The organism is Achromobacter sp. Root83 (genome assembly GCF_001428845.1).
Lineage (GTDB): Bacteria > Pseudomonadota > Gammaproteobacteria > Burkholderiales > Burkholderiaceae_B > Achromobacter.
The window spans coordinates 1-24,545 of sequence record NZ_LMIU01000028.1; the positions used below are offsets into that span (position 1 = coordinate 1).

Annotated in this window: 21 protein-coding genes; 15 read left to right on the forward strand and 6 right to left on the reverse strand. The window is 67.8% G+C overall.

The window, feature by feature from the left end; translation table 11 throughout:
* Positions 1–144: 144 nt before the first annotated feature.
* A complete protein-coding gene (locus ASE30_RS27380) occupies positions 145–1,350 on the reverse strand; it encodes a S9 family peptidase (RefSeq protein ID WP_057287435.1) in 1,206 nt (401 codons plus the stop codon).
* Positions 1,351–1,562: 212 nt separating this feature from the next.
* On the opposite strand from ASE30_RS27380, the gene ASE30_RS27385 reads away from it, so the two are divergent.
* Genes ASE30_RS27385 through ASE30_RS27405 form a run of 5 tightly spaced genes read left to right on the forward strand, consistent with a single transcriptional unit; the run spans position 1,563 to position 6,454 of the window.
* Positions 1,563–2,216 (forward strand): hydrolase, encoded by a 654-nt coding sequence (locus ASE30_RS27385; protein ID WP_057287436.1) that lies wholly within the window; start codon positions 1,563–1,565, stop codon positions 2,214–2,216.
* Positions 2,217–2,229: 13 nt separating this feature from the next.
* On the forward strand, positions 2,230–2,529 hold the full coding sequence (locus ASE30_RS27390) for a XapX domain-containing protein (RefSeq protein ID WP_057287437.1): 300 nt from the start codon (positions 2,230–2,232) through the stop codon (positions 2,527–2,529).
* Positions 2,522–4,429 carry an amidohydrolase gene (locus tag ASE30_RS27395; RefSeq protein ID WP_057287438.1) on the forward strand — a complete coding sequence of 636 codons (1,908 nt, stop codon included), beginning with the start codon at positions 2,522–2,524 and terminating at the stop codon, positions 4,427–4,429. The genes ASE30_RS27390 and ASE30_RS27395 overlap by 8 nt, the downstream gene beginning before the upstream one ends.
* The gene (locus ASE30_RS27400; protein ID WP_057287585.1) at positions 4,426–4,836 is read left to right on the forward strand and encodes a DoxX family membrane protein; all 411 of its coding nucleotides are present in this window, start codon (positions 4,426–4,428) and stop codon (positions 4,834–4,836) included. The genes ASE30_RS27395 and ASE30_RS27400 overlap by 4 nt, the downstream gene beginning before the upstream one ends.
* Positions 4,823–6,454 carry an MFS transporter gene (locus ASE30_RS27405; protein WP_057287439.1) on the forward strand — a complete coding sequence of 544 codons (1,632 nt, stop codon included), beginning with the start codon at positions 4,823–4,825 and terminating at the stop codon, positions 6,452–6,454. The genes ASE30_RS27400 and ASE30_RS27405 overlap by 14 nt, the downstream gene beginning before the upstream one ends.
* A 15-nt stretch (positions 6,455–6,469) precedes the next feature.
* Here ASE30_RS27405 and ASE30_RS27410 read toward each other — a convergent pair whose 3' ends face one another.
* Positions 6,470–7,579: a cyclic nucleotide-binding domain-containing protein gene (locus tag ASE30_RS27410; protein WP_057287440.1), complete on the reverse strand. Its 1,110-nt coding sequence runs from the start codon at positions 7,577–7,579 to the stop codon at positions 6,470–6,472.
* A gap of 287 nt (positions 7,580–7,866) precedes the next feature.
* Between ASE30_RS27410 and ASE30_RS27415 the strand changes: the two genes are divergently transcribed.
* Positions 7,867–8,778 carry an AraC family transcriptional regulator gene (locus ASE30_RS27415; RefSeq protein WP_057287441.1) on the forward strand — a complete coding sequence of 304 codons (912 nt, stop codon included), beginning with the start codon at positions 7,867–7,869 and terminating at the stop codon, positions 8,776–8,778.
* Positions 8,779–8,793: 15 nt separating this feature from the next.
* On the opposite strand, the gene ASE30_RS27420 is transcribed toward ASE30_RS27415, so the two are convergent.
* Complete coding sequence (locus tag ASE30_RS27420) at positions 8,794–9,720, reverse strand: AraC family transcriptional regulator (RefSeq protein ID WP_057287442.1); 927 nt, start codon at positions 9,718–9,720, stop codon at positions 8,794–8,796.
* Positions 9,721–9,941: 221 nt separating this feature from the next.
* Here ASE30_RS27420 and ASE30_RS27425 point away from each other — a divergent pair, with 221 nt between their 5' ends.
* The gene (locus tag ASE30_RS27425) at positions 9,942–11,678 is read left to right on the forward strand and encodes a SulP family inorganic anion transporter (protein ID WP_057287443.1); all 1,737 of its coding nucleotides are present in this window, start codon (positions 9,942–9,944) and stop codon (positions 11,676–11,678) included.
* On the opposite strand, the gene ASE30_RS27430 is transcribed toward ASE30_RS27425, so the two are convergent.
* Positions 11,675–12,226 (reverse strand): sugar O-acetyltransferase, encoded by a 552-nt coding sequence (locus ASE30_RS27430; RefSeq protein WP_057287444.1) that lies wholly within the window; start codon positions 12,224–12,226, stop codon positions 11,675–11,677. The two genes, ASE30_RS27425 and ASE30_RS27430, sit on opposite strands and share 4 nt — an antisense overlap.
* A 46-nt stretch (positions 12,227–12,272) precedes the next feature.
* Positions 12,273–13,415, reverse strand: a complete 1,143-nt coding sequence (locus ASE30_RS27435; protein ID WP_057287586.1) for a citrate/2-methylcitrate synthase — start codon at positions 13,413–13,415, stop codon at positions 12,273–12,275.
* Between the two features lie 132 nt (positions 13,416–13,547).
* Here ASE30_RS27435 and ASE30_RS27440 point away from each other — a divergent pair, with 132 nt between their 5' ends.
* The 5 genes from ASE30_RS27440 (at position 13,548) to ASE30_RS27460 (ending at position 18,384) form a co-directional block, all read left to right on the forward strand.
* Positions 13,548–14,501 carry a 2-hydroxyacid dehydrogenase gene (locus ASE30_RS27440; protein WP_057287445.1) on the forward strand — a complete coding sequence of 318 codons (954 nt, stop codon included), beginning with the start codon at positions 13,548–13,550 and terminating at the stop codon, positions 14,499–14,501.
* Between the two features lie 3 nt (positions 14,502–14,504).
* Entirely contained in the window at positions 14,505–15,203 is a 699-nt protein-coding gene (locus tag ASE30_RS27445; protein WP_057287446.1) for a fumarylacetoacetate hydrolase family protein, read from the forward strand.
* A 67-nt stretch (positions 15,204–15,270) separates the two neighbouring features.
* Positions 15,271–16,035 (forward strand): SDR family oxidoreductase, encoded by a 765-nt coding sequence (locus tag ASE30_RS27450; protein ID WP_057287447.1) that lies wholly within the window; start codon positions 15,271–15,273, stop codon positions 16,033–16,035.
* An 87-nt stretch (positions 16,036–16,122) separates the two neighbouring features.
* Complete coding sequence (locus ASE30_RS27455) at positions 16,123–17,094, forward strand: tripartite tricarboxylate transporter substrate binding protein (protein WP_057287448.1); 972 nt, start codon at positions 16,123–16,125, stop codon at positions 17,092–17,094.
* Positions 17,095–17,463: 369 nt separating this feature from the next.
* Positions 17,464–18,384: a hypothetical protein gene (locus tag ASE30_RS27460; RefSeq protein ID WP_235515371.1), complete on the forward strand. Its 921-nt coding sequence runs from the start codon at positions 17,464–17,466 to the stop codon at positions 18,382–18,384.
* On the opposite strand, the gene ASE30_RS27465 is transcribed toward ASE30_RS27460, so the two are convergent.
* Positions 18,381–19,295: a LysR substrate-binding domain-containing protein gene (locus ASE30_RS27465; protein ID WP_057287449.1), complete on the reverse strand. Its 915-nt coding sequence runs from the start codon at positions 19,293–19,295 to the stop codon at positions 18,381–18,383. The two genes, ASE30_RS27460 and ASE30_RS27465, sit on opposite strands and share 4 nt — an antisense overlap.
* Before the next feature lie 200 nt (positions 19,296–19,495).
* Between ASE30_RS27465 and ASE30_RS27470 the strand changes: the two genes are divergently transcribed.
* The 3 genes from ASE30_RS27470 to ASE30_RS27480 are packed head-to-tail and all read left to right on the forward strand — an operon-like array spanning position 19,496 to position 24,249.
* On the forward strand, positions 19,496–22,417 hold the full coding sequence (locus tag ASE30_RS27470) for an FAD-binding and (Fe-S)-binding domain-containing protein (protein ID WP_057287450.1): 2,922 nt from the start codon (positions 19,496–19,498) through the stop codon (positions 22,415–22,417).
* Positions 22,418–22,472: 55 nt separating this feature from the next.
* Positions 22,473–23,258 (forward strand): SDR family oxidoreductase, encoded by a 786-nt coding sequence (locus ASE30_RS27475; protein ID WP_057287451.1) that lies wholly within the window; start codon positions 22,473–22,475, stop codon positions 23,256–23,258.
* A 55-nt stretch (positions 23,259–23,313) separates the two neighbouring features.
* The gene (locus tag ASE30_RS27480; protein WP_057287452.1) at positions 23,314–24,249 is read left to right on the forward strand and encodes a dihydrodipicolinate synthase family protein; all 936 of its coding nucleotides are present in this window, start codon (positions 23,314–23,316) and stop codon (positions 24,247–24,249) included.
* The last annotated feature ends 296 nt before the right edge of the window (positions 24,250–24,545 follow it).

Here is a 24,545-nt window from a genome sequence, read left to right on the forward strand (position 1 = left end):
ATCCGAACAGCTTCCAGCTTGAACTCGGCTGTAAACACGCGTCTTCTAATCTTGGTCATGACCCACCTCCTAGGTTCAACCTAACTGGGTGTCTACCAAAATTAGACCACTACACTATCGCCCGCCCCCCCTGCGCCAAGGCCGTCACCACAGGCCGTCGATCCAGTCCAGCACCCGGCGGTTCAGCAGGGAGCGGTTGGCTCCCTCGCAGTGGTCGCCCGCCCCCTCGGCGGCGGAAAAGCGCGTCAGCGCCTTGGGACATCGAAGCTGGTCGAAGAATGCCTGCGTCCCCGCCGCCAACGGATCGTTTTCGGCAATCGTCATCAGCGTGGGGCAAGCGATTTGCTCCACCCGGCCGTCCATCGTGAACTGTTCGATCGAAATCAGGTAATCGCGCAGCGTGTCGACGCCGTGGACCCAGAAGCCGCGCTGCATGATTTTCCATTTGAAGGAAGGCGTGGACAGCATGAACTGCTCCATCCGGTCCAGCACCGGCTGTTCGAGTTCCCCCATGTTGGCGGCGCCTTGCTCGGACGCGCCGAACTTGACCGCCAGGGGACGGAACAGCCCCGCAAGGCTCCACTGCCCGGGGTCGGCGATGCAGGCCGCAAGGCGATGCTCGCCGGACGCCGCCCGGGGCGCCAGATGGCCGCCCAGGCTCCAGCCGCTAAGCACGATACGCCGCGCGTCGACCTGGGGAAGCTCGACCGCCGCATCCACGACCGCCCGCACGACCGTCTCCCAATCGGGGCGCAGGGGCACGCCTTGCTCATAGAGCATTTCGCCCTGGCCCGGCCCGTCGAACAGCAGGCAGTGATAGCCCCTGCGGGCCGCGGCCACGGCAGAGGCGAAATACATGTCGGTGATGGTGCCGTCGTATCCGTTCGTCAGGATGATCAGCGGCCGGACCTCGGACTCGCGCCCCTCGGCGGGAATCAGGTACGCGGGCATGGAGGTATTGCCGAACGGAATGCGCAGCGGGGCCACGGGATGCTTCGACAGCGCCAGCCCCCGGTCGAGCGCGGACACCTGCTTGCGGAAGGCGGCGGCAAGGCGCGGATCCACCGGCGCGCCATAGAGCGGGCGGTAGGACGTGGCATAGAACGCGCTTGCGCGAAGAAAGAGCTCCCTGGCGCTTGCCGCGCCACCGCGTCGCACGGCCTCTTCGGCCTGCGCGGCCAGCCGGTCGCCCGCCGCGATCCAGGCGTCGTGGAAGGCCGCGTCGCCGCCATCGCCCACGGCGCGCCCGACCGCAAGGATTTCCCCCACATCCGCGCCCCCATAGGGCACGTAAGCGAAGGGCCGCGTGCCGAATTCGTCGTGCAGGTCGTTCTTGAAGGCCAAGCCCATGCCAGTTCTCCACCACGGATCCCGAAGCTGGCAGGCTACCCGAGCGGCGTTTCCTTGGCGATACCGTCTATCCCTGACGCCGCGCCTTCCCGCCCCGGGCCGCATGACAGCGCAATCACAATCTTCAAACGGGCGGTCAATCGTTCAATACGCCGGCGCGGGCGGCTGGCACAGTGCCTGGGCTTTTCCCACCCCCACCCCAAGGATCCTCCATGCCCATCACCGCGACCCCCACCCCCGGCGCCAAGCTGCTGTCCCCCAAGGACCACACGCTCATCATGATCGACTTCCAGTCGCAGATGGCGTTCGCCACGCATTCCATCGACGCCGTCACGCTGCGCAACAACGCCGCGCTGGTCGCCCACGCCGCCGCCGGCTTTGGCGCGTCCACCATCCTGACGACCGTGGCCGAAAAGAGCTTTTCGGGCCCGATGTTCGACGAAGTCGTCTCGCCCTTCCCCGGCCAGGCGCTGCTGGACCGCACGTCCATGAACACCTGGGAAGACGCCGCCGTCATCAAGCAGGTCAACGAGATCGGCAAGAAGCGCATCGTGCTGGCCGGCCTGTGGACCAGCGTCTGCATCGTGGGCCCGGCCCTGTCGGCGCTGGACCAGGGTTTCGAGGTCTATGTGATCACCGACGCCTGCGGCGATGTGTCCACCGAAGCCCACAACCGCGCCATCGAGCGTATCGTGCAAGCTGGCGGCCAGCCGATCACCGCCTTGCAGTACCTGCTGGAAATGCAGCGCGATTGGGCCCGCACGGACACCTACGACATGACGACCGGCATCGCCAAGAAGTTCGGCGGCGCTTACGGCCTGGGCATCGTCTACGCCAAGTCCATGTTCAACGCCCACGAAGGCTAAGCGGAGGAATCCGATGAAGGTCTACCTGGTTTCGCTGGGGCTCGGCCTGCTGGTCGGGATCATCTATGCGCTCTTCAATGTGCGGTCGCCGGCGCCTCCCGTGATCGCCCTGGTAGGCCTGCTCGGCATCCTGGCGGGGGAACAGCTTCCCCCGCTGGTCAAGCGCCTGTTCGCGGACGACGCCACGCGCACGTCCTGGATCCATGAGCAGGTCAAGCCCCATATGTTCGGCGAACTGCCCAGCTGCCCCAAGCCCGCCGCCGACCCCGCCCGACAACCCGCCGATGCATGTGGAGACAAGCGCAATGGCTGACACTCTGGACACCTCGCGCCCAGGCGCCCCCGACCTGATCCTGCATCAGGGCCGCTTCACCACCCTGGACCCGGCCAATCCCGTGGCCGACGCCGTCGCCATCAAGGATGGCCGCTTCACGCGTGTGGGCGCGGCGGCCGACGTGTTGCCGCTGGCCGGCCCCGGCACGCGAGTGATCGCGCTCAACGGGCGCGGCGTATTGCCCGGCCTGATCGACAATCACCTGCACATCATCCGCGGCGGTCTGAACTACAACATGGAACTGCGCTGGGACGGCGTGACCAGCCTGGCCGACGCCATGGCCATGCTGCGCCGCCAGGTCGCGATCACCCCCGCCCCGCAATGGGTGCGCGTGGTGGGCGGATTCACCGAGCACCAGTTCGCGGAAAAGCGCCTGCCCACCATCGAAGAACTGAACGCCGTGGCGCCCGATACGCCCGTCTTCATCCTGCACCTGTACGATCGCGCTCTGCTCAACGCCGCCGCGCTGCGCGCCGTGGGCTATGACAAGACCACCCCCGCGCCTCCGGGCGGGGAGATCGTGCGCGACGCCGCGGGCAATCCGACCGGCCTGCTGCTGGCCAAGCCCAACGCGTCCATCCTGTATGCGACCTTGGCCAAGGGCCCCAAGCTGCCATTCGAATACCAGGTGAACTCCACGCGCCACTTCATGCGCGATCTGAACCGCCTGGGTGTCACCGGGGCCATCGATGCCGGCGGCGGCTTCCAGAACTACCCCGAGGACTACCAGGTCATCCAGCAGCTGGCCGACGCCGGCCAGCTCACGATCCGCCTGGCCTACAACCTGTTCACGCAGAAGCCCAAGCAGGAAAAGGAAGACTTCCTGAACTGGACCGCCACGTCCCAGTACAAGCAAGGCACCGATTACTTCCGCCACAATGGCGCGGGCGAAATGCTGGTGTTCTCGGCCGCCGACTTCGAAGACTTCCGTCAGCCGCGGCCCGAGATGGGACCGGAAATGGAAGGCGAGCTGGAAGAAGTCGTGCGCATCCTGGCGCAGAACCGCTGGCCCTGGCGCATGCACGCCACCTACGACGAAACCATCTCGCGCTCGCTGGATGTGTTCGAGCGCGTCAACAAAGACGTGCCGCTGGCCGGCCTGAACTGGTTCTTCGACCACGCCGAGACGATCTCGGAGCGTTCCATCGACCGCATCGCCGCCCTGGGCGGCGGCGTGGCCGTGCAGCACCGCATGGCCTACCAGGGCGAATACTTCGTCGAGCGCTACGGCGCGGGCGCGGCCGAAGCCACCCCGCCCGTCAAGCGCATGCTGGAAAAAGGCGTGAACGTCTCGGCCGGCACGGACGCCACCCGCGTGGCGTCGTACAACCCCTGGGTGTCGCTGTCCTGGCTGATCACCGGCAAGACCGTGGGCGGCATGCGGCTGACGCCGCAGCGCAACTGCCTGGACCGCGACGCGGCGCTGCGCATGTGGACCGAGAACGTCACCTGGTTCTCCAATGAACAGGGCAAGAAGGGCCGCATCGCCGTGGGCCAGCTTGCCGACCTGGTGGTGCCGGACCGCGACTTCTTCGCCTGCCCCGAATCGGACATCGCCGACACCTCCAGCCTGCTCACCGTCGTTGGCGGCAAGGTGGTCTGGGGCGCGGGCGAATTCGCGCCGCACGACGAGGCCGCGCCGCCGCCCGCCATGCCGGACTGGTCGCCCACCCGCCTTTTCGGCGGCTACGGCGCCTGGGGCGACAGCGAGGGCAAGCCGCTGCAGGCCACGCTGCGCGAAAACGCCGCGGCGTGCGCGTGCGCCAACGACTGCAATGTCCACGGCCACCAGCACGCCGGCGCCTGGGCCAGCAAGCTGCCCGTGTCCGACCTGAAAGGGTTCTGGGGCGCGCTGGGTTGCGCGTGCTGGGCGGTATGACGGCGCACCGCCTGATCACGTCGCCGGCCGTGCGCTGGCTTGCCCTGCTGGCGCTTTGCGGCGCCTACATACAGGGCGGGCTGGTCAAGCTGCTGGACTTCGGCGGGGCCCGGGCCGAGATGGCGCATTTCGGCCTGGAACCCGCCGCGCTGGCGGCCGCCGCCGTTATCCTGCTGGAACTCGGGGCGAGCGCGCTGGTCCTGTCCGGCCGCCTGCGGTGGCTGGGCGCGCTGGCGCTCGCCGTCTTCACCGCCGCGGCGGCGCTGATGGCCAACCGTTACTGGGAAGCGCCCCCCGATGCGCGTTTCATGAGCATGAACGCGTTTTATGAGCATTTCGGGCTGGCCGGGGCGTGGGTCCTGGTCGCCTGGCACGATCTTACGGAGCGTCCGCATGGCCGGAGCTGACCGCAGTACCCCCCCGCCCGCCGCCGTCGGCGGCATGGCCCCGCTCAAGCACACGCTGTTCGCGGTGCTGTGGGGCGCCACCATCCTGGGCAACATCGGCAGTTTCATGCGCGACGTGGCCAGCGCCTGGCTGGTCACCGACCTGTCGTCCAACCCCGCGGCGGTCGCCATGATGCAGACGGCCGCCACGCTGCCCGTCTTCCTGCTGGCGATTCCGGCGGGCGTGCTGTCCGACATCCTGGACCGGCGCCGCTTCCTGATCGTCATCCAGGTGCTGCTCGCCTGCGTCAGCTTCACGCTGCTGATGATGGCCAAGACCAATACGCTGACCGTGGAATACCTGATCGCGCTGACCTTCCTGGGCGGCGTGGGCTCGGCGCTGATGGGCCCGACCTGGCAGGCCATCGTCCCTGAACTGGTACCCAAGGCCGAATTGAAGACGGCCGTGGGCCTGAATTCCCTGGGCATCAACATTGCCCGGGCGCTGGGTCCGGCGGTGGGCGGCCTGTTGCTGGCGGCCTTTGGCGCCGCGGCCGCCTATGGCGCCGACGTGCTCAGCTACGTGTTCGTGATCGCCGCGCTGCTGTGGTGGAAGCGGCCCAAGAAGGTGGACGACGGGCTGTCCGAACAGTTTTTCGGCGCCTTCCGCGCCGGCGTCCGCTATGCCAGGGCCAGCCGCGAGCTGCATGTGGTGCTGCTGCGCGCGGCGGTGTTCTTCATTTTTGCCAGCGCGGTCTGGGCGCTGCTGCCGCTGGTGGCGCGCCGGATGCTGGGCGGGACGGCGGGCTTTTACGGCATCCTGCTGGGCGCGGTGGGCGTGGGCGCCATTCTTGGCGCGGTGGTCCTGCCCAAGCTGCGCCAGCGCCTGAACGCCGACGGTCTGGTGCTGGCATCCGCCGTCGTCACTGCCGCGGTGATGGCGGCCCTGTCCTTCGCCCCGCCGCAATGGGCCGCCGTACTGCTGCTGTTGCTGCTGGGCATGGGCTGGATCGTCGCCCTGACCACCTTCAACGGCGTGGCGCAGGCCATCCTGCCCAACTGGGTGCGCGGACGCGGGCTGGCGATCTACCTGATGGTATTCAACGGCGCGATGGCCGCGGGCAGCCTGGGCTGGGGCCTGCTGGCGCAACGGATCGGCGTGCCCGCCACCTTGCTGGCGGGCGCTGTCGGCCTGATCGCCGCCGGCATCGTGCTGCACCGGATGCGCCTGCCGCAAGGCGAGGCCGACCTGGATCCGTCCAACCACTGGCCCGAACCGCTGCTGGACGCGCCGGTGGAGCACGACCGCGGACCCGTCATGGTGCAGATCGAATACCGCATCCGTGTCCAGGACCGCCCTGCCTTCCTGAAGGCGCTGAAGGCGGTCGCTGAAGAGCGCCGCCGCGACGGCGCCTACGCCTGGGGCATCGCGGAGCACACGGGCGACCCCGAACGCGTGCAGGAGTGGTTTCTGGTGGAGTCGTGGGCCGAACATCTGCGCCAGCACCACCGCGTGTCGCATGCCGACGCGGACCTCCAGGGCGATGCGCAGCGCTTTCACGTCGGCCCGGACAAGCCGGCGGTGCATCATTTCCTGGCGCTGGACATGCGCCCGGCCAAACCCGGCCCGTCCGCCTGAACCCGGCCCGCGCGCTCAGTGCGCCGAGGCGTCCAGGAAGCGGTGCACCACCCGCACCGCGGCCGCGCCCTCGGCGATGCTGGCCAGCACATGCTTGACTGAACCGGCGCGTACCGCGCCCACGGCGAACACGCCCGGCTGCGAGCTTTCGTACGCCCGGGCTTGCATCGAGCCGGCGGCGGCGCGGCCGGTGTGGATGTAGCCCAGCTCGTCCGTGTCCAGGAAACCGTCCAGCCACGCGGTGTTGGCGCTTGGCGCCTGCCCCGCTTCCCCTTCCTGCATGCCGGTCGCCACGATGACGCTGCGCGTCTCGATCATCCGGCCGTCGTCCAGCCATACGCGGTAGGGGTAGCAGGCGCCGTCGAACCCGCTGACGGTACGCACCGGCAGCACATGGGCGCCGAACCGGCTGCTTTGATCCTCGGCGCGGCGCAGCAGCCCGCCGTCGCACAGGCCCGTGATGGTGCCGGGAAAGCCGGATAAGGCGTCCACGCCCGGCGCCGCATCGCCGCAGGTCAGCGAACCGCCCACCAGCAGCGTGTGCAAGCCCTCGGACGCGGCATAGGCCGACGCCGCGAGTCCCGCCGGACCGCCTCCGATGACGGCCAGGTCCAGCACGGGGTCCTCCTGCCCGGCCCTGGAAGCCGAACGCAGGATGGCGCCTCCAAAAGGCCGTTGCCGCAGATACCCGATCCGCCGCAGGATGAAGGCACGCAGCACGATGTCGGCCAGCACGCGGTCTGTCAGGATCAGTTGCTCCAGCGCCGCCCGGCTGACGCGCAGCAAACGGCTGGCGGCGCTGGCGCGCACCGTGACCGCGTTGGGCCGGTCGGTGAACAGATCCAGGCTGCCCGTAAACTCCCCGTCACGATGCACGAGCAAACTGTGCATGGCGCCGTCGGCCTCGCATTCCAGTACCTCGACCGAGCCCTCCAGCACGATGTAGAAGGCGGCCTCGCGGTCGCCGCAGGTAAACAGCACGCTGCCCGCCGCGACCGAGATCTCCGCGCCATGCGGCGCGGCCCGGTCGATCATCGCGCGGGCCAGCATCGGGAACGCCTGCGCATGCATGGCGGCCAGGCTGGCGGGCGGGTTGCCGGACGGTGCGGCGGCAAGACGGTTCATGTGGACACTCCCGGGTCATCCTAGGAAAGCGGCAAGATATCGCACAAGGTAGTCTCGGCCAAGCGGGCGAGTCTTGAGCACTTGCGTCCTGATTTGTAGGAAAGAGTAATGATCGCACCATTGTCCGGCCTGCACTTGCAGACCGGTTGCCCCAAGCCGCGGCGCGCTTTTGTGCAAACCAGCGCACCGTCGTCCAATCCTTCGGACGCCCGGGTGCCTAGCATGGCGCCACCTCATCGTTTACGCTTTGCGGGAAAGTAAGCGCCTCCGATATCCTGCCCCGTGCCATGCATCACCTGCCTCCCGCTCCCTCCAGCCTGCACGATGCCTATCCTGGCGCGTCGATCCAGGCGATCCGGACCAGCCCCGGCTGCAAAGCCGCGCTGGAGATCTCGCGCGTGGGCTACGCGCGGCCCGGATTCGGCATGGCGCGCTCGGCGGGAGACGGCGGCGACTTCCTGCTGAGCGTGTCGCTCACCGGCGCCCAGCGCGTGCTGTATTGCGCTGACCAGCCGCGCCCCATGCCGCTGTCGCCCGACGAGATCACCCTCAGACGCGCGGCCGACCCCTACCGCGCGGAACTGAGCACACCCTTCGATTTCCTGTATTTCCGGGTGGCGCCCGAATCGCTGGACCGGCTGTCCGGCGACCTGGGCATGGCGCCCATCCGGGCGCTGTCCTGCCCGCCCGGACAATCCGATCCCGTCTTGGCCCGCCTGGGCAACGCGCTGCTGCCCGCGCTGGCCGACCCGGTGCGCGCCGACCCGCTGTTCGTGGACCACCTGGCGATGGCCGCGCAGATACACATGATGCAGGCCTACGGCTGCGGCGCGGCGGATTACGCGCCTGACCTGCCGCCCGCGCGCGGCGGCCTGGCGGGCTGGCAGGAAACGCTGGCCAAGGAAATGCTGGCCGCCGACCTGCTGGCGGACGTGTCGATTTCCGATGTGGCGCAGGGCTGCGGCCTGTCGCGCAGCTACTTCATCAAGGCCTTCCGCCAGACGGTCGGCACCACCCCGCACCGCTGGCTGCTGGAGTGCCGCGTGGACAAGGCCAAGCTTCTGTTGCTGAATTCCGATGTGCCGGTGTCCGACATCGCGCGCGATTGCGGTTTTTCGGATCAGGCTCACCTGACCCGCGTCTTCGCCAGCACCGTGGGCGCGCCGCCCGCGGCCTGGCGCCGTCAGAACCGTTCCTGATCCACGCCCGGCCGCTCAGGCTGCGTTTTCCCGGCGCCACACGCCGGGCGGCACGCCCAGCAGGCTGGTGAACACCCGCGTCATGTGCGCCTGGTCGGCGAAGCCGCACAACAGCGCGATGTCGGTAATGGAACGGCCCGGCGCCCGCAGAAGTTCCTTGGCCTTCTGCACGCGCTGCTCCAGCAGCCAGCGATGCGGCGTGGTGCCGACCGTCTGGCGGAAGGCCTTGATGAAATAGCTGCGCGACAGATTGCAGGCGTCGGCGATGTCCGCAATCGAGGCATCCTCGCGCAGCGTCGCCAGCAGCATGTCCTTGGCGCGGGCCTCCAGTGTGCGCGACAGCACTCGCGCGCCGCCCGAATCGGACCAGCCGCTCGTCGCGCCGGCCCCGTACTGCGCCAACAGATGCGTCCCGATGGCCAGGCCCAGGTGTTCCACGAACAGCCCGCTGCTCTGGTCCGGTTGCTCCAGCACGCCCGCCAGCACCTGCGACAGATGCGCCAGCACGGGATCCGGCTGCGCGTTGCGGGGCAGCAGGCTGCTGACGCGCGCGCCGCCCTTCTCGTCGTTCACGCGTTCGATGAAGGCGCGCGACAACTCGATCAGCACGAAATCGAAGCCGCCCTGCAGGTCGGCCCGGTAGTCATCGGTGAAATCGCGGATGTATATCGAGCCCGTGTCGAAGTCGTGGGTGGACGCGTGGCTGCCATGCAGGATGCGGCGGCGGTGCCCGCCCCGCATCGCAACGCCCACCAGAAAGCCGCGATCCGAGGCGGGCGTGGACACGTTGCCGAAGCGCTCGTTGTCGGTGCTCTTGCGGTAGTAGGTCAGCCCGCCCGTCTGAACCGTCTGACTCAGCGCCAGCTTGCTGGCGGCGCAACCCAGCGTATCGGCGGATGGGGCGGGGATGGGTTCGGAAGGCAGGCGCTGGGGAGCAGGCATCGTGAAAAGTCCTAGGCGCGGCGAACGCGTTTCGGCTGGAAGATAGCAGGCGATGCTGCTTCGCAACAAGCAACAATTCGCAAAATTCGCGCGGCCGACCCCTATCGCGACTCGATTGCCCGCGCACCGCGGGGTCGATGGCCCGGCGGCTCGGCCGTCCCTATCTGATATTCTTTCCTTCGTAAAAAATGCCACGCCCGCAACCCCCATACCGGGATCCCATGGCTCGCGCTTCGCCCCGCCCCCTCGACAAGACCGCCCGGCATTGGCTGCGCTGGCTGCCCGGACTGGCGCTGCTGAAGTCCTATCAGGCCGCCTGGCTGCCGAAGGACCTGGCCGCCGGCCTGGTGCTGACGACGATGCTGGTCCCGGTTGGCATCGCCTATGCCGAGGCGTCTGGCGTGCCGGGCGTCTACGGCCTGTACGCCACCATCATCCCGATGCTGGCCTACGCGCTGTTCGGCCCCAGCCGCATCCTGGTGCTGGGGCCCGACTCCGCGCTCGCGGCGCCCATCCTGGCGGTGGTGCTCAGCGTCTCTGGCGGCGACCCCATGCGCGCGGTGGCCGCGGCCAGCCTGATGGCCATCGTCTCGGGGCTGTTCTGCATCGTGCTGGGCCTGCTGCGGCTCGGATTCATCACCGAACTGCTGTCCAAGCCCATCCGCTATGGCTACATGAACGGCATCGCGCTGACCGTGCTGGTGAGCCAACTGCCGAAGCTGTTCGCGATCCCGATCGAAGACGCCGGCCCGCTGCGTGAACTGCAGCAACTGGCGCGTGCCATCGCCGACGGCCAGACGCATGGGTACAGCCTGGCGGTGGGTGCGGCGAGCCTGGCCGTGATCCTGCTGCTGAAGCGCTTTGAGCGCGTGCCCGGCATCCTGATCGCGGTGATCCTGGCCACGCTGGCGGTCAGCCTGTTCCGGCTGGATGCGCAGGGCGTGAAAGTGCTGGGAGAGATTCCGCAGGGGCTGCCGACCTTCGTGTGGCCATGGCTCAGCGATGCGGACCTGGTCAAGATCGTGCTGGGCGGCTGCGCCGTGGCGATGATCGCGTTCGCGGATACCAGCGTGCTGTCGCGCACCTACGCCGCGCGCACGCATACCCGGGTGGATCCGAACCAGGAAATGGTGGGGCTGGGCGTCGCGAACCTGGCGGCGGGCCTGTTCCAGGGCTTTCCGATCAGCAGCAGCGCATCGCGCACGCCGGTGGCCGAGGCGGCCGGCTCGCGCACGCAGCTCACGGGGGTCGTGGGCGCGCTCGCCGTGGCCGCCCTGCTGCTGGCGGCCCCCAGCCTGCTGCGCTACCTGCCCAACAGCGCGCTGGCAGCCGTCGTGATCGCCGCCGCCATCGGCCTGTTCGAATTCAAGGACCTGCGGCGCATCTACCGCATCCAGCAATGGGAGTTCTGGCTGTCCATGCTGTGCTTTGCCGGCGTGGCCGTGTTCGGCGCGATACCCGGCATCTGCCTGGCGGTGGTCATCGCCGTCATCGAATTCCTGTGGGACGGCTGGCGGCCGCACTTCGCGGTCCTGGGCCGCGTGCCCAACCTGCGCGGCTACCATGACCTGAAACGCTACCCGCACGCGGCGCTGATCGACGGACTGGTGCTGTTCCGCTGGGACGCGCCGCTGTTCTTCGCCAACGCCGAACTGTTCCAGCAGCGGCTGATGGAGGCCGTGCAGGCCTCGCCCACGCCGGTGCGGCGCGTGGTGGTGGCGGCCGAACCGGTCACCAGCGTCGACGTCACGTCGGCGGACATGCTGCGCGAACTGAGCCACAACCTGGCCAACGAAGGCGTCGCGCTGCATTTCGCCGAAATGAAAGATCCGGTCCGCGACAAGCTCAAGCGCTTCGAGCTGACCGAGGTCTTCAGCGACGCCCGCTTCCATCCCACGGTGGGTAGCGCCGTGGAGGACTATCTGGACAGCGTGGGCGCGCAGGAACCCCGCGCCTAGCGCGCCACGCGCGCCGGATTGCCCATTACCTTGGCCCCGGCGGGCACGTCCCGCGTCACCACGCTGCCGGCGCCGATGATGGCGTCGTCCCCGACGGTCACGCCGGGAAGGATGATCGCTCCGCCGCCGATCCATACCTGACTGCCGATGTGCACGGGGCGCCCGAATTCGAGCATCGCGCGGCGTTGGGCGGGATCGTGCGGATGGTCGGCGGTGTAGATCTGGACGGCCGGGCCGATCTGCGTGCCGTCTCCGATGGTCACCCGCACCACGTCCAGGATGACGCAGTTGAAGTTGATGAAGACGCCCTCGCCCAGCGATATGTTGTAGCCGTAGTCGCAATGAAACGGCGGGCGGATGATGGCGCCCTGGCCCACGTGCGCGAACCGCTCCTTCAACAAGTCATGCCAGCGGTCCGGCGGCTCGTCTTGCGTGGCGTTGAAGCGTTTCATCCACGCGCCTGCCGCAAGCTGGTCCGCCTGGATCTCCGGATCCGCGGCCGTGTAGAGCTCTCCTGCAAGCATCTTCTGCTTTTGCGTCTGGGTCATCGCATTCTCCTGTCCGACACCCGCAGCATAACCACTACCGAATACCCTACGCCGCCTCTGGCGGCAGCCCCACATACCGGCCTCTGGGCCGTATCACCTGCGCCACGCTCAATTGTTCCAGGCTATGGGCCAGCAAGCCGATGCTGCGCGCCGTGGCGAACATGCCGAAGGCCGCGTCGTCCGGCAGCCGGCAGTGCGCCACCAGCGCGGCCAGCGCCACGTCGATGTTCGGATGCAGCCCCGTCAGCCGCGTGGCCTTGTCGATGAACCGTGAAATCACGTCGGCCGGCTCGAACAGCGCCAGGAGCGCGGCCGCGCGCGGATCGCCGTCTGGATAAAGATGATGGCCGAACCCGGCCAGCGGCAGGCCCGTGGACAGGTAGTGGGCGATCACCTGATCCTCGCCCTGCCGCTCGACGTCGTCGAACAAGGCCTTCACGCGCCCCGAGGCATCGCCATGCAGCGGGCCCGACAAGGTCGTCAGGCCGGACAGCAGGCATGCGGGCAGGGACGCGCCCGTCGACGCGGCGATGCGCGCGGCGAAGGCCGAGCTGGTCAGTTCGTGATCGACCAGCAGCACCATCGCCGTGCGCAGCAGCTCCGCTGCCCGAGGCGATTGCTTCCACCCTTGCGCAAAGCGCAGGTGCAGCGGCTGCTTGCCCTGCTGCGCCCCAAAGGCATTGGCCAGTTGCCCCACCAGGCTCTGGCATTCGCCGTGCAGGACGCGGGTCATGCGCCCATGCGTGGAATGCCCGGTGGCGGCCAGCGCGGCCAGCGCGGTGAAGGCGGCCACGCGCCCGGGGGATGCCGCGCGCGTCGCCGAAGAAAAGTCCGCCGCCTGACCGGAATCCCACAGCAACTGGGCCACCTCTTCCAGGCTGGCCGTGCGCGCCAGCGCCACGGCGTCCCGGCCGCGGTAGTACAGCCGTTGCCGCGAAAACGTGGAAATGGCGGTGGGAATGCTGGGTTCCGCGCCAAACAATGTGTTGGTGGCCAGCGTTTCGTGCTTGCGGCCCGCCTGCTTGCGCCGGGCCAGACCGGCGACGTCTTCGGCCCGGTACAGGCTGCGGCGCGTGTCGCCCGGGTCGGGCATGACTTCCAGCTTGCCGCGGCTGACGTAGGCGTAGATGGTTTGCGGCCGCACACCAAGCTGGCTGCAGGCTTCGGCCATCGATATCCAGGAACCCATGATGATTTGTAGCAAGTTTATATATTGATTTTATAGATCAATATTGCCTTATAAATCAATCATTAAATACCATGGACTCGTTCTTCAACGCGGACCACGCCATCGACGTCCGCCCTTACGAGCCGAACCCACATGAAGCCTCAGGTCCTGCAACTCAACCCCATCCTGGTGCCGGCGGTCAACGACCAGCTCGCGTCGCTGTATCAGGTGCATAAATTCTTCGAGACCGCCGATCAGCAGGCCTGGCTGCGCCAGCACGGCGCGGAAGTGGATGCCGTGGTCACCGGCGGGCATACGGGCATTTCCCGCGCGATGCTGGAGCAATTGCCCAAGCTCAAGGTCGTGGCCATCAATGGCGTCGGCACGGATGCGGTGGACCTGACGTATTGCCGCGAGCGCGGCTTGCCCGTCACCGCCACGCTGGGCGCCCTGACCGAAGACGTGGCCGACCTGGCGATCGGCCTGCTGATCGCGGCCTGCCGCAACCTGTGCGCCGGAGACCGCTTCGTGCGCGACGGGCTGTGGGAACAGTATCCCGCGCCCAGCGCGATTCCCCTGGCGCGCCGGTTCAGCGGCATGCGCGTGGGCATCGTCGGCATGGGACGCGTGGGACGCGCCGTGGCTACGCGCGCGGCGGCGTTTGGATGCCCGATCCGCTATACCGACCTGCGCGCCATGGATGACGTGGCGCATGAATTCGTGCCCGCGCTGGCGGATCTGGCGCGCGGATCCGACGCGCTGGTGCTGTGCGCGGCGGCGGACAAGGCCGAAGGCATCGTCGATGCCGCGATCCTGGACGCGCTGGGTCCGCGCGGCTTTCTGGTGAACGTGGCGCGAGGCCGCCTGGTCAACGAGCCCGACCTGACCGCTGCCTTGGCCGCGGGCCGCATCGCGGGCGCGGGGCTGGACGTCTTTGTCGACGAACCCCGCGTGCCCGAGGCGCTGAGGCAGTCCGACCGCTCGACGCTGCAGGCCCACCGCGCCAGCGCCACCTGGGAAACGCGCGCCGCCATGGGGCAGATGGTGCTGGACAGCATCGCCCAGGCCGTGGCGGGTGACCGTCCGGCGATGAGCCTGACAACCTGAGCCATGACGGACTTCGCCTTTCCCGCCCCAGCGCCCACGACCCTGCCGATCGCGGGCAGCTCGGCCTTGTTCCCCGTGGCCCGCGTGTTCTGCATTGGGCGCAACTACCGATGGCGCGCGGACGAGCCGGCGCCCCGGGACATGCCCGCCTGGTTCATGAAGCCCGCCAGCGCCGTCGTGCCGGCCAGCGGCACGCTGCCCTATCCCGCCGGCACGGAAGATTTCTGCCACGAGATCGAATTGGTCGTGGCGATCGGCCGCGGCGGCCGGGACCTGACGCCCGCGCACGTGGAAGCGCAGGCCATCTGGGGCTACGCCGCCGGCCTGGACCTGACGCGGCGCGATCTTCAACAACAGGCCAAGCTGGCGGGCGGCCCCTGGGAACCCGCCAAGGCCTTCGATCATTCGGCGCCCTGTTCTCCCATCGTCCCCGCCGCGGCTTGCGGCCATCCCCGGCAAGGCGCGTTGTGGCTGGCCGTGAACGGCGTCGAACGCCAGCGCGCGGACCTGTCCGCGCTGCTGTGGCCCGTGCCGGAACTGGTGGCGATGCTGTCGCGCTCGGTCACGCTCATGCCCGGCGATCTGATCTACACCGGCACACCGGCCGGCGTGGGCCCGCTGCTGCCCGGCGACGTCGTGAGCGCGGGCGTGGCGGGCATCGGGCAATTCAGCATGACCGTGACCGGTGGCCGCGCCGCCTGACGCCGATGGCCGCGCGCTCCCATTCCCTTTCGTTGCTTCAAACACCCCCGACTTCAGGAGTCTGCCCGTGAACGCAAGCCCCCCCTCAAAGATCGCGCTGGTCACCGGCGCCGGCAGCGGCGTCGGCCGCCTCACGGCGCTGGCCCTGCTGAACGACGGTTGGACCGTCGTGCTGGCCGGCCGCCGCGCCGATCCCCTGCAAACGCTGGAGGCCGAGGCAGCCGCGCGCGGCCAGACCGCCCTGGCGGTTCCCACCGACGTCACCCGCCCCGAAAGCGTGCAGGCCTTGTTCGACGCCATCGAGCACCGCTTTGGCCGGCTGGACCTGCTGTTCAACAACGCCGGCGTGAACGCGCCGGCCGTGCCGATGGACGAACTGCCGCTGGAAAAGTGGTTCAGCGTGATCAACACCAACGTGACCGGCGTGTTCCTGTGCGCCCGCGCGGCCTTCGGGCTGATGCGCCGCCAGTCGCCGCAGGGCGGACGCATCATCAACAACGGGTCCATCTCCGCACACACGCCACGCCCTTACACCGCGCCGTATACCGCCAGCAAGCACGCGGTGACGGGGCTGACCAAATCACTGGCGCTGGATGGCCGCGCGTTCAACATCGTGGCCAGCCAGATCGACATCGGCAATGCGCTGACGGAATTGTCCGAACGCATGACGCGCGGCGTCCTGCAGGCCAACGGCACCACCGCGCCGGAACCCATGATGGACGCAAGCCACGTGGCCAACGCCGTGCGCCACATGGCCGCCCTGCCCCTGGACGCCAACGTCCTGAACATGACCATCATGGCCAGCGCCATGCCCTTCACGGGGCGCGGCTGAGGCCGGACCGCGCGGCGGGCGCCCACCGGCGCGCGCCGCGCACACACAGAGTTGACGAGAAGTTGACCACCCCTTAAGGAGACAAGCATGCACATCACCACGCTGGCCAGCGCCCTGGCCGTCACGGCGGCCCTGGCCGCCCCCGGCCTGGCCGCCGCCCAGGCCTACCCCGCCCGCCCCATCAGCATCATCGTGCCGGCGCCGCCCGGCGGCGGCATCGACATGATCGCCCGCGTCGTCGGCGAAAAGCTCTCGGCGTCGCTGGGCCAACCCGTGATCGTGGACAACCGTCCCGGCGCGTCCAACAACCTGGGCACCGCCCTGCTCGCCAACGCCAAGCCCGACGGCTACACCATCGGCATCGTGGGCGGCAGCCACAACATCAACAAATACCTGTTCAAGAACCTGGGCTGGGATCCGCAGAAGAGCTTCGAGCCCATCGTCTACACCCACGAAATCCCGCTGGTGTTCTCGGTCTACCCGAAGGTGCCCGCCAAGACGCTGCCCGAACTCGTGGACTGGATGAAGGCCAATCCGGACGAAGCCAAGGTCGCCACCTCGGGCCGCGGCAGCGCCCAGGAAATGGCGGCCGAGATGTTCCGCATGGTCAGCGGGGCGCCCATGCTGCTGATTCCCTACAAGGGTTCGTCGGCCGCCCATCCCGATCTGCTGGCCGGCCGCACGGTGCTCTACATCGACACCCTCAGCGCCATGCAGGAGCAGGTCAAGGCAGGCAACGTCCGCGCCGTGGCGATATCCACCGCCAAGCGCGCCCAGGCGCTGCCGGACGTGCCGACCGCGCAGGAACAAGGCTTCAAGAGCTACGACGCCAACACCAATGGCGGCTTCCTGGCGCCCGCCGGCACGCCCAAGGAGATCATCGACAAGCTCAATACCGAAATCAATGCCGCGTTGAAGATCCCCGCCGTGCGCGCCAAGCTGGAAGCGGCGGGTATCGAAGTCCAGGGTGGCACGCCGCAGGAGTACGCGGCGCTGATCCAGTCGGACCTGGGCAAGTGGGGCAAGGTGGTCAAGGAAGCGGGGATACAGCCGGAGTGAAGCGGTTGCGGGCAGGCGACGGCCGGGGCTGTTTTTCGGCCATCGCCCGCGCGCAACGGGTTCAGGGCCAGAATTTCCGTGTAACCTTCCGGTGCCTGTCCGCTGCACCCGAAGCAGATCTGGAAGACCTGTTCAGCAGCGTTATCTTGCCTGATCAACCCTGCCTGGACGTGCGGCGTTCCTATGAAGTGCTCCTCGGTTCTTGCCGGTGTGACGGCAGTCTTCTTCGCTGTGCGCCAGCGATCTGGATTTCTACGTGGACGCCGCGCGCGCCGGCGTGCCGCCATTCCCCCGCCCATCGTTCACTTGGCGCACCCCATCCCGCTGCACAAAAAAATACGACTGCCAGGGATAGGATGGCTGGTCGGCATCGTGGCGTGTGGACTGAGCGCGCCGGGCCTGGCTCAGGAAGGCGTGCGGCTCACGAAGGACGATCTGCAGAAGCGCGCGAACGGCGTGCTCGCGCTGATGTCGTTCTCGATTGTTCCCGATATCACCACCAGCTCGCTGAACATAGGCAGCGGCGGCGGATCGACCTCCGGGTCCAGCGACTTCTTCATGACGCAGTTGGGCGGCGGAGACACGATTTCCGATTCGGTTCCCATCTATCTGGAAGGGGTGATCGCCGCGAGCCGTTACGACCCTACCTTCGTCGCGACCCAGGGCCTGGAATCGCGCCGCATTCCCACCAAGTGGAACAGCATCTCGGCCACGGGCGGCATAGGCTGGGATTTCAAGCTGACCGACGAGTTGAAGCTGCGTCCGATCTTCAACTTCGCGCTGGGCAACGTCACCAGCGATCTGCGCGCGGCCAGTTGGTACGTGGGGCAGCAAACCGGACGCGATATCGACTTCCTGGACAGGGGATCGCTCAACGCCTACGGCCTGGGCGGTTCGGTGATGCTGGACTACGAGCACTATCGCCCAGGCTATGAAGTCGATGTCGAATTGCGCTATTCGGATATGCGGCTGCAGAGCTTCGACAGCTCGGCCGCGGTGCGCGGGCAGGCGACCGCGCAATCCGTCAATTTATGGACCCGCTACCGCGCGCCCACCGGCGCGATATTGCTGGAGCGGCCCTTGCGCTACGTGCTTGAACTGACGCATTCCGAATTCCTGGGGGACCAGCGCGGGATACTGGGCTTCGACAGGCTGACCTCGGTGGGCGTTGGGCTGGAATTGGACTCAAGCGCCCATGACATTTTCATAACCCGGACCCGGCTGGTGGGACGTTATGTGTTCGGCAACAATGTCTCGGGCTTTTCCGTCGGGCTGGCCGTGAGCTTCTAAGACCGCGCCGGGGGCTTGCCCGCCGCGCTTTCCTCCAGCAGCCAGTCCCGGAACGCGGCCACCGCCGGGATGGCCAGCTTGTCCGGGGCCGCCAGGAAAAAATAGCCCGCGCCCGTGCTGAATGTTTCGTCCAGCGCCGGCGCCAGCACGCCCTGCCTCAGCTCGTCTTCCACCAGAAAGGTCGGCAGCAGGCCGATGCCGATGCCGGACGCCACGGCCTGGATCAGGTGCGTGGTCAGCTCGAATTGTGCCCCCCATCGCATCGTGCGCACGGGCAGCCCATGCGCCTCGAACCAGCGTTGCCAGACGGCCGGGCGCGCGGCCACCTGCAGCAGCATGTGCTGGGCCAGGTCGGCGGGCGTGCGGGCCGGGTGCCGGGCCGCCAGTTCCGGACTGATCACGGGGATGACCTGCTCGTCCAGCAACCGGTGCGGAACCAGCCCCGGCCAGTCGCCATCGCCCACGGCGATCACGGCGTCGATGCCGGCCAGATCCAGATCGAAGCGTGTCACCCGCGAGTGCAGGTGGACCAGCACGCCGGGATGCCGCGCATAGAAGCGGTTCAGCCGGGGCATCAGCCACTTCGCGGTGAACGTGGGCAGCGCGGCCAGATGGAAGGCGCCGCGCCCGGTGCGATGCGAGATCGCCTGCAGGGACGCGCTGCGGATGCGGTGCAGGGCCGCAGCCAGTTCCTTCTGATAGCCCATGCCGGCTTCGGTCAGCAGGATGCGGCGCTTTTCCCGGCGGAACAGCGGCACTTCCAGCAGTTCCTCCAGCGCCTGCACCTGCCGGCTGACGGCGCTTTGGGTCAGCGCCAGTTCGGTCGCGGCCCGCGTGAAGCTCAGGTGGCGCGCGCTGGCCTCGAAGGCCAGCAGCAGGGACATGGATGGGGTCAGGCGGCGGGGGTTCATTCTGGAATAACATGAATTGAATGGGGCCACTATAACGTGCCACGATCGTCTTGATATGGGATTCGGCCGCGAATGCCCAACCCTGCAGCCCGAACATTCATTCATAAAATGAATGAACTATCTGAATATTTTCCGTTTTCCCAACGCGCGCGGCCGATGGAAAATAGCCGCGAAGGCCAGAGCGCCCAAGGGAGTCATGCATGACAGGCAGCAAAGCGAACACGTCGCTCCACCAGGCATTGGTGCGCGAACTGGGCTCGTCCGTCAGGTTCGATGACGGGCACCGCGCGGTGTACGCCTCGGATGCGTCCAACTACCGCCAGGTGCCGATCGGCGCGGTGGTGCCGGCATCGCTGGAAGAGTTCGTGGCGGGCGTGCGCATCTGCGAGGCGCATGGCGCGCCCATCCTGCTGCGCGGCGCGGGCACGTCGATGAGCGGGCAGACGGTGAACCAGGCCGTCGTGTTCGACCTGTCGGCGCACTGCAACCGCATCGTGGAACTGGACCCGCTGGCGCGCACCGCGCTGGTCGAACCGGGCGTGATCTGCGACGCGCTGCGGGACCGGGCGGAAGCATTCGGCCTGACCTTCGCGCCCGACCCGTCCACGCACAGCCGCTGCACGCTGGGCGGGATGATCGCCAACAACTCCTGCGGTCCGCATTCCGTGATGGCGGGCAAGACACTTGAGAACGTCGAAGCGCTGGAGGTCATGACCTGTGACGGCGAACGGTTCTGGGTCGGCCCCACGCCCGAAGACGAGCTGGGGCGCATCATCGCGGCCGGCGGGCGGCGCGGCCAGATCTATCGGGACTTGCGGGACCTGCGGGACCGCTACGCCGCGCTGATCCGCGAGCGCTTTCCGGACATCAAGCGCCGCGTGTCCGGCTACAACCTGGATCAGCTTCTGCCCGAGAACGGCTTCAATGTGGCGCGCGCCCTGGTGGGCTCGGAAGGCACCTGCGCGCTGACCCTGCAGGCGCGCGTGCGCCTGGTCAAGAGCCCTGCCGTGCGCGTGGTGCTGGTGCTGGGCTTTCCGGATATCTATGTCGCGGCGGACGCGGTGCCCGAGTACCAGCGGTTTAGCCCCATCGCCATCGAGGGGCTGGACCGCGCCATCATTCGCGGCCTCGAGGCGCGCAACCTGGCACGCGACGAGATCGCGCTGCTGCCCCAAGGCGACGCCTGGGTGATGGTGGAGTTCGGCGGCGACACGCTGGACGACGCGCTGGCGCAGGCCGGGCGCGCCGAGGCGTATTTCCGCGAGCGCCCCGCCGGGCCGGTGCCCAGCTGCTGGGTGATTGCGGATCCGGCCATCCAGAAGCGGGTGTGGTCGATCCGCGAGAACGGCGCGTCGGCCACACAGTTGTCGATCGACCCCAGCATTCCCGACCCGCAGGTGGGCTGGGAGGACGCCGCTGTCGCCCCCCTTCGGCTGGGGGATTACCTGCGCGGGTTTCAGGCGCTGGTGGACCGCTACGGTTACCGGACCTCTCTATTCGGCCACTTCGGCGACGGATGCGTGCATGCGCGCGTGACCTTCAACGTGCGCACCGTGGAAGGCGTGGCGACGTTCCGCGCCTTTCTGCGCGAGGCGGCGCAATTGGTCGTGGATTGCGGCGGCTCGCTCACGGGCGAACACGGCGACGGCCAGGCCCGCGCCGAGTTCCTGCCCATCATGTTCGGCGAGGAATTGATGGAAGCGATGCGCGCCTTCAAGCGCATCTGGGATCCCAAGGGGCTGATGAACCCGGGCAAGCTCGTCGATGCCTACCGCGTCGACGAGAACCTGCGCATGGGGCCTGCCTACAAGACCGTCAATATCCACACGCGGATGAACTTCCGCAGCGCCGAGGGCGACGGCTTCCAGCGCGCGATCGAACACTGCGTGGGGATGGGCCGTTGCCGCAGCGAACAAGGCGGCACCATGTGCCCCAGCTACCGCGCCACCAAGGACGAACGCTTTTCCACGCGCGGCCGCTCGCGGCTCTTCTGGGAGATGCTGCAAGGCGAGGTCATCCGGGACGGCTGGCGCAGCCAGCCGGTGAAGGAAGCGCTGGACACCTGTCTGGCCTGCAAGGGCTGCCGCAGCGACTGTCCGACGCATACCGACATGGCTTCCTACAAGGCCGAGTTCCTGTCGCATTACTACGAGCATGCGCGCCGTCCCCGACAGGCGCTGACGATGGGGCGCATCGGCGACTGGGCGCCCTGGGCCGCCAGGCTGCCGTGGCTGGCCAATCTGATGACGCAGAACCGCTATCTGGCGCCCTTGGCCAAGAAGATCGGCGGCATCGCCGCGCAGCGCGACCTGCCCCGGTTCGCCCGCCGCCCTTACCGCCGCCAGCACCCGCCGGCGCTACCCGCGGGCAAGCGGGTCATCCTGTGGGTGGACACGTTCTGCGAACACTTCCATCCCGAGGTGGCCGCCGCCGCGGCCGGCGTGCTCCAGCATGCGGGCTACCAGGCCGTCCTGCCCGACAAGCCCCTGTGCTGTGGACGGCCGCTGTACGACTTCGGTTATCTGGATCTGGCGCGCGAGCGTCTGCGCAAAATCCTGGACGTGATCGGTCCGCAGTTAGGCGAAGCCGGCGCGGACCACCGCGAGCCGGTCGCCATCGTGGGACTGGAACCCGGCTGCATGTCCGTGTTCAAGGACGAATTGCTGAAGCTGTTCCCGGACGATCCGCGCGCGCGCCAGGTGTCCCGCATGACATTCCTGCTGGGCGACTTCCTGCATCAGGCGGGCTACCAGCCGCCCACGCTGGACCGCGATGTGCTGGTGCATGCGCACTGCCATCAGAAGTCCCTGTTCGGCAGCAAGGGCGACGTGGCCCTGCTGGCGGCGATGGGCGTGCGCGCCCGCCATCTGGACAGCGGCTGCTGCGGCATGGCCGGCTCGTTCGGCTTCAACCCCGAACACGCCGCGATGTCGCTGGCGGTGGGCGAACAGAGCCTGCTGCCCGCCGTGCGGGCGGCGACGCCGGACACCATCGTCCTCACCAACGGCTTTAGCTGCCGCGAACAGATCCGCCAATCGGCGGGCCGCGACGTCATGCACCTGGCCGAACTGCTGCATCTTGCGATCGATCAGCAAGCCGTGGCGGCGATGCAGGCAACATAGGGCCGGACGCAAGCGGGTTCGCGCCGGCCGCGCATTTTCTTTTACGGAGGTAAGTATGGATTTGGGTATCAAGAACAAGACCGCCCTGGTGCTGGGCGGTGGCGGCGGACTGGGCAGTGCCATTGCGTGGTCGCTGGCGCAGGAAGGCGTCAAGGTGGTCGTGGCCGACCTGAACGGCGACGCGGCGGCCGCCACCGCGGACAAGATCAAGGCCCAGGGCCTGGCCGCCCATGCGCTGCAATGGGATCTGCGGGCACTGGACGCCTTCGATGGCCAGGTGGGCTGGATCGAGGCCAATGTGGGTCCCGTCGACATCCTGGTCAACAACACCGGCGGCCCTCCCCCCACGCCCTCGTCGGGCCAGCCGGCGGATCTGTGGCGCGAGCAGTTCGAAGGCATGGTGCTGTCCGTCATTAAGCTGACCGACCGCGTGCTGCCCGGCATGCGCGAACGGCAGTGGGGACGAATCATCACCAGCACGTCATCGGGCGTGATCGCGCCGATCCCCAACCTGGGCATCTCGAACGCGCTGCGCATGTCGCTGGTGGGCTGGTCCAAGACGCTGGCGCGCGAGGTGGGCAGGGACGGCATCACGTCGAACATCGTGCTGCCCGGCCGCATCGCCACCGCCCGCATCGCCTTCCTGGACGAGGCCCGCGCAAAGCGCGAAGGCCGCAGCGTGGATGACGTCAGCCGCGAAAGCACGGACGCCATCCCCGTGGGCCGGTACGGCGATCCGAAGGAATACGGCGACGCCGTCGCCTTCCTGGCCAGCGCGCGCGCCAGCTACATTACCGGATCGACGATCCGGGTGGATGGCGGCCTGATCGCCAGCATTTAAGTGCGCCAAGGCGCTGCGCGGCAAGAGCCGCAACCATTTTTCAAGGATTTGGATGATGAAACTGACTGCTGACGCCAAAGGCGTGTTCCCCATTGCCCCCACCCCGTTCTTCGACGACGGCGCCGTGGACCACGCGTCGATCGACCGGATGATGGATTTCTACCAGGCTTGCGGCTCGACCGGCCTGACCGTGCTGGGCCAGCTCGGCGAGGCACCCAAGCTGGACTTCTCGGAGTCCCTGGAGATTGCTTCGCAGGTCATCGGCAAGGCGGGCGGCATGCCCATCGTGGTGGGTGTGTCGGCGCCCGGATTCGCATCCATGCGTTCGCTGACGCGAGAAGTGATGGACCGCGGCGCGGCCGGCGTGATGATCGCGCCGCCCAACACCTTGCGCACTGACGACCAGATCGTCAATTACTACCACCAGGCGGTCGAGGCCATCGGCGCCGACGTGCCCTTTGTGCTGCAGGATTACCCGCTGACGTTCTCGGTGCAGATGGCGCCGTCCGTCATCCGGCGCATCGTGACGGACCTGCCCTCTTGCGTGATGCTCAAGCACGAGGACTGGCCCGGGCTGGAGAAAATCTCGGCGCTGCGCCGCTTCGAAGCCGAAGGATCGATGCGCCATATCTCGATCCTGTGCGGCAACAACGGCCTGTTTCTGGACTATGAAATGGCGCGCGGCGCCGACGGCGCCAACACCGGCTACTGCTTCCCCGACATGTTGTGCGACTTCGTCAAATGGGTGGGCGAAGGCAAGACCGAAGCCGCGCATGACCTGTTCGACGCGCACCTGCCGCTGCTGCGCTACGAGCAGCAGCCCGGCGTGGGGCTGGCCGTGCGCAAATACGTGATGATGCGCCGGGGCATCCTGACCAGCGCGGCGCAACGCCGGCCGGGCAGCGTGCTGACTCCGCAGGCGAAGTCAGAGGTCGACCATCTGCTGACCCGCCTGGCCCGGCACGACGCGCGCGCGACGAACCTTAGCTGATCACGGCAGAGCGCGCCTGCGGGCGCCGCCCCGTCGAAGTAACCCGGAGTATTTCCAAGGTAACAACACGTTAACTCCGGGTTTCCGATTTCCTCCGTGCGTGGCTCAAGCGCGTTCCGCGCAAAGCCCGCCCATGGGCGCCCTTCTCGGACTTTTCCTAAGAGTTTTCAGGTTCACTCCGCACCTACACTCTCGCCTTTTGCCGCGAAGAGTCGTCTTGACAGCATCGGAACCCGGCAACTATGTTCGATGCCGCCGGCGATTTGACACCATTTGGTTCCAATGCGGCACCACAC